Annotated in this window: 3 protein-coding genes and 1 pseudogene; 2 read left to right on the plus strand and 2 right to left on the minus strand. The window is 53.7% G+C overall.

Going from position 1 to position 4,232, the window contains the following annotated elements; genetic code table 11:
* Positions 1-556 precede the first annotated feature (556 nt).
* Entirely contained in the window at positions 557-1,081 is a 525-nt protein-coding gene (locus E5672_RS19585) for a GNAT family N-acetyltransferase (protein ID WP_136783856.1), read from the minus strand.
* 359 nt (positions 1,082-1,440) lie between these two features.
* Between E5672_RS19585 and E5672_RS19590 the strand changes: the two are divergent.
* A pseudogene (locus E5672_RS19590) lies at positions 1,441-2,211 on the plus strand (IS110 family RNA-guided transposase); the annotation flags it as partial.
* 95 nt (positions 2,212-2,306) lie between these two features.
* Positions 2,307-2,615, plus strand: a complete 309-nt coding sequence (locus tag E5672_RS20060; protein ID WP_136783858.1) for a transposase — start codon at positions 2,307-2,309, stop codon at positions 2,613-2,615.
* Here the strand turns inward: E5672_RS20060 and E5672_RS19600 are convergent.
* Positions 2,588-4,158 (minus strand): IS3 family transposase gene (locus E5672_RS19600; RefSeq protein WP_420809580.1). Its coding sequence is split into 2 segments (ribosomal slippage): positions 2,588-3,696 and positions 3,696-4,158, totalling 1,572 coding nucleotides; the frame shifts between segments, so codons are not numbered across the junction. The two genes, E5672_RS20060 and E5672_RS19600, sit on opposite strands and share 28 nt — an antisense overlap.
* Between the last annotated feature and the right edge of the window lie 74 nt (positions 4,159-4,232).

Here is a 4,232-nt window from a genome sequence, read left to right on the forward strand (position 1 = left end):
CTTCAACGGTACTATGGAAAGCTCCGATTTCTGCTTTATCTTCTCGCGGACGTCCTTTTTATCGTTCGGCCGCGGTACCTTGGTTTGGTGCCTGAAATTCCGTTATCACAATCCGGCACCTGACTGCGATGGGCCAATTTATTAACCACCGGCCATAGGTGGTTGTCACCAAGGAACAAAACAGACCTCCCGAGTTCCCAGGGTTTCCTTGCCAGCATGCCAGGCTCTTCGACACCGGTGAGCCAATACTCCAGGTCGATACAGAGTATGGTTATAGCCTTCCGTCTTTGTGAAAACGTCGGCTCCCACGATTTGCCTATTTCGGTGCTCAATCACCGTGGCCTACTGACTCGCTGTCTACGCTTAACCGCGAACGTCGCCGTGCGCAGTCCAAGACTCGCTTCCGGGTGGGGACCAGCCTTGCCCGGGTGGGACTTGCACCCACGGGAAACCAACGCACAGTTTCCGTTAATCATCCTCCTTGTCGATCAACATCCCCTGCGCCTGAGCTTTGCTCGGCGCACCACAAAGTTGGCCGTCGGCCTGCAGCGCTTTGTTACGTGTTGCCGGGACTGAGGAGAGATGTAAGAACATGATCCTCCCAGCACCCATTTATTTTTAGATACCGCTTAGCCTCACCCTCTTTAGTGAAGCCAAGACTTTCTAGTAACTTGGCGGATCTATAATTGCTAGGCATATAGTTTGCCATTATGCGATTTAGCGATAGTTCTTTGAACGCATAATCTATGGTTTTTTGGCACAGGAACTTCATGAAACCTTTGCCTTCATATTTCTGGGCTACTGCGTAACCCATATTGCATGCCATAAACGGACCTTTCACAATATTTGTGAGGGAACAAATAGCAATAATTTTGAGCTGATTTGGTTCGGTTAAAACAAAATGTGCCGAATTTCCATTTAGTTTCTCCGAACTCCACTCCTCCAAGCGCTGCTCCCAAGCCGTTACGGAATGATAGCCACCCTCTCTGCTAGGTTCCCAAGCGCTCAAGTGCGCTTCATTTTCCTCGTAAAATTTTGAAAGCAGAGCTGCATCACTTACAGAAACTAATTTTACTTCCATGCTCGATTCTCAGTGGCACGTAACGCCGCCGGCAGGGGCAGCTTGCCTTGTGCGTGTTTTGCGCAAAAATGGGAGCGCAGCGACCTGCGCAAAACATGCATAAGGTAAGCTGTCCCGCGGAGGGCCGAAGGCCTGGAGCAAACTGCCCGGCTTGTATGGTGTACATGCTCCCCAAAACGGGCAAAATTGAGGCCCACCTCTGGCTGCAACCAGAGGCCTTTTATGCGGTAGTTCGATGCCTGCCTGGCTCCTCTGTCGAGAGACCGTTAACAAGTGGGAACGCCGCATAAACTCTAAGTAACAACTCGAATAGTCATCAGGGCCTCGAGCTCGTATAGCAAGCAAGAGTTAACTTACCAATGAATATCTCACAAGACAATGAAATCAATGTCGGCATTGATACCGGCAAGACCCAGCTCGATATCTATATCCGCCCTGTCGGCGAATACTTTACCGTCAGCAATGATGCGAAGGGGGTTCGTGAAGCCATCAAGCGAATCAAAGCACATCAGCCGACACGTATCGTTATTGAAGCCACAGGTCGCCTGGAACACACCTTCGTGTTCGCCGCAGCCAAACAGAATTTACCTGTAGTGGTCGCCAATCCTCTTCATGTACGACGGTTTGCTGGCGCCATTGGGCAGCTCGCGAAAACAGACAAAATCGATGCTCAGCTGATCACCCATTTTGGCGACAGCATTAAGCCCGGGCAAACTTCTATCGCACCAGAAAACGAGAGAAAAATCAGTGACTTACTGGCTCGCCGCCGGCAGCTGATGGAGATGCAGACAATGGAGAAAAATCGTCTATCCATCATGCCTAAAGAGCTGCGTGTCAGTATCAACGCCATGCTGAAAACCATCAAAGCGCAGATCGAAAAAATCGACGAAGCCCTTGATGGCATGATCGCCCAAACCGACGAGTGGAGAGAGAAAAACGAAATTCTCCAAAGCGTACCCGGTGTCGGTAAAGTTATGGCCTACACGCTGCTCAGCGACCTACCAGAACTGGGCACCCTGAACAACAAAGAGATCGCCGCGCTAGTCGGGGTGGCACCAATCAACCGAGAGAGCGGCCGTTATCAAGGCGTTCGCCGAATACGTGGTGGGCGGCACCAAATAGGTAGTGCACCATCCCTTCTGTAAATTCGCCTGTACATGATTTAGGAGCAGGCCACGGTTAGACTGATTGTCGCCAAACGTTCAGTCCACAAAAGGAAATAACCGTGACCTGCGACAATGAGAATACCGCAATTACCGCTATGGCTGAAATCCTATCCGAGCAAGGATTTGATGGCCTGGCTTCAGCTCTGGAAGTGCTGCTCAACGAGCTGATGCTGATAGAGCGAGAGCAGTACTTGGGTGCCGCTGCCTACGAGCGCTCAGAGGGGCGTAGAGGCCACGCCAACGGCTTCAAGCCCAAGCGCATGCGTACCCGTGTGGGAGAGCTGGAGCTGCAGGTACCGCAGACCCGGTGTTTGTCAAAGAAGATGTCGCGATCACTCGATTACGCTGCCTCTAATTTCACCTCCTGAGAGGCCTGATCTTCAGGCGAAGGATTCAGCCATACGCCACCCACTGGATTCCAGTTTCTGGTGCGGCCTGGCCACCGCTTTGGGTTTCTCTGTTTTGCATCCTCATACACTGCATGACGGCGCTCTAGCAGTGAGACCTCCTCACCGCTATGGCGCTGGCTTGGCGTAACAAAACGGATAGCACTGTGGCGATGCATATTGTTGTACCATTGCACGAAGCCATGCACCCACTCTCTCGCTGCGCTGATACTCTCGAACGGTTTGCTTGGATAGCTCGGCCCATATTTCAAGGTTCTAAACAGGCTCTCAGAGTACGGGTTGTCATTGCTCACCGAGGGGCGGCTAAACGACGCTACCACACCGAGCTTCTGCAGGGTGGCCAACATAGTGGCTCCCTTCATCGGCCCTCCATTATCCGAGTGCAGCACCAGCCCCTTCTTTACCACGCCTTCCGCAAGTTGTGCTTTGCGGATCAGCGTGCTGGCGTGTTCCGACGACTCATCAGCATGCACCTCCCAACCAACAATTTTGCGGCTGAAGATATCGAGTATCAGGTACAGCCGGTAGAAGACACCTCTGACACTCGACGCAAGAAACGTAATATCCCAACTCCACACCTGATTTGGACGCTCTGCCAAGTACCCCTTAGGTCTAGCGACGCTACGTGGCGTCTCCGCCTTGCCTCGCCGGTGCAGTTGATCCGCTTCTCGCAACACGCGGTAGAAGCTGGACTCCGAGGCGATGTATATCCCCTTGTCCGCCAGTGCCGGGACTATCTGTGAAGGCGGCAAACTGCGATATTCCGGCTGGTTGCAGACATCCAGTATCCTTTGCCGCTCCTCAGCAGTGAGCTTGTTGTCTGGCGTACGTGACTGGGCCGCGCGCTTGCGGTGATCGGCCAGATCTCCTTTCTGTAACGCTCTCTTCCAGCGCTGCAGAGTACGTACGGTGAGGTCTAATACCGCGCAAGCCTTGTACCGGGCGGCCCCAGCCGTCACCGCTTCCTCGATTAGCTCGATCGCCACCTGGCGGTCTTCCGAGGCGATCATTCGTCCTCGCTTTCCCCCCAGATGGCCTGGGCCTTTTTTTGTAGCACCAGTAGCGCGGCGGCCTCCGCTAGCGCCTTCTCTTTACGCTTGAGCTCCTTCTCTAGCTTGCGGGCTTTCTTGCGCTCTTTTTGCAGGTCCCGGCGCTCTTCAGCGGACAGTTGGTCACGATTGCCCGCCCCGGCTATCGCAGCCTCACGCCAGCGCTGTATCTGCTCTACGTAGAGCCCTTTCTGGCGGCAGTACTCCGCAAGCTCGGCCTCATTCAGCGCTGCAGTCTCAAGGATTACGGCGAATTTACTTTCCCCGCTCCAGTGCTCGGGGTTCTTTGGATCAGCTGGCACGGCCACACCCTGTTCTCGAAATTGATTTCGCCAATTGTACAGGGTTGGCTCTGAAACTCCGGTCTCTCGGCTGACTTCCGCTACGGATTTAGCGCTCGGCGGCATCATCATCTGGACTGCCCGCTCCTTAAAGCCCTCGTTGTATCGCGGCATTGCTCACTCTATGACCGCCCCCTGATACACTATTGGTTGGAAAGTGAGCGCGACATCTATCCTGACACAGGGGG

Origin of the sequence: Alteromonas portus, from assembly GCF_005117025.1 — a bacterium.
Lineage (GTDB): Bacteria > Pseudomonadota > Gammaproteobacteria > Enterobacterales > Alteromonadaceae > Alteromonas > Alteromonas portus.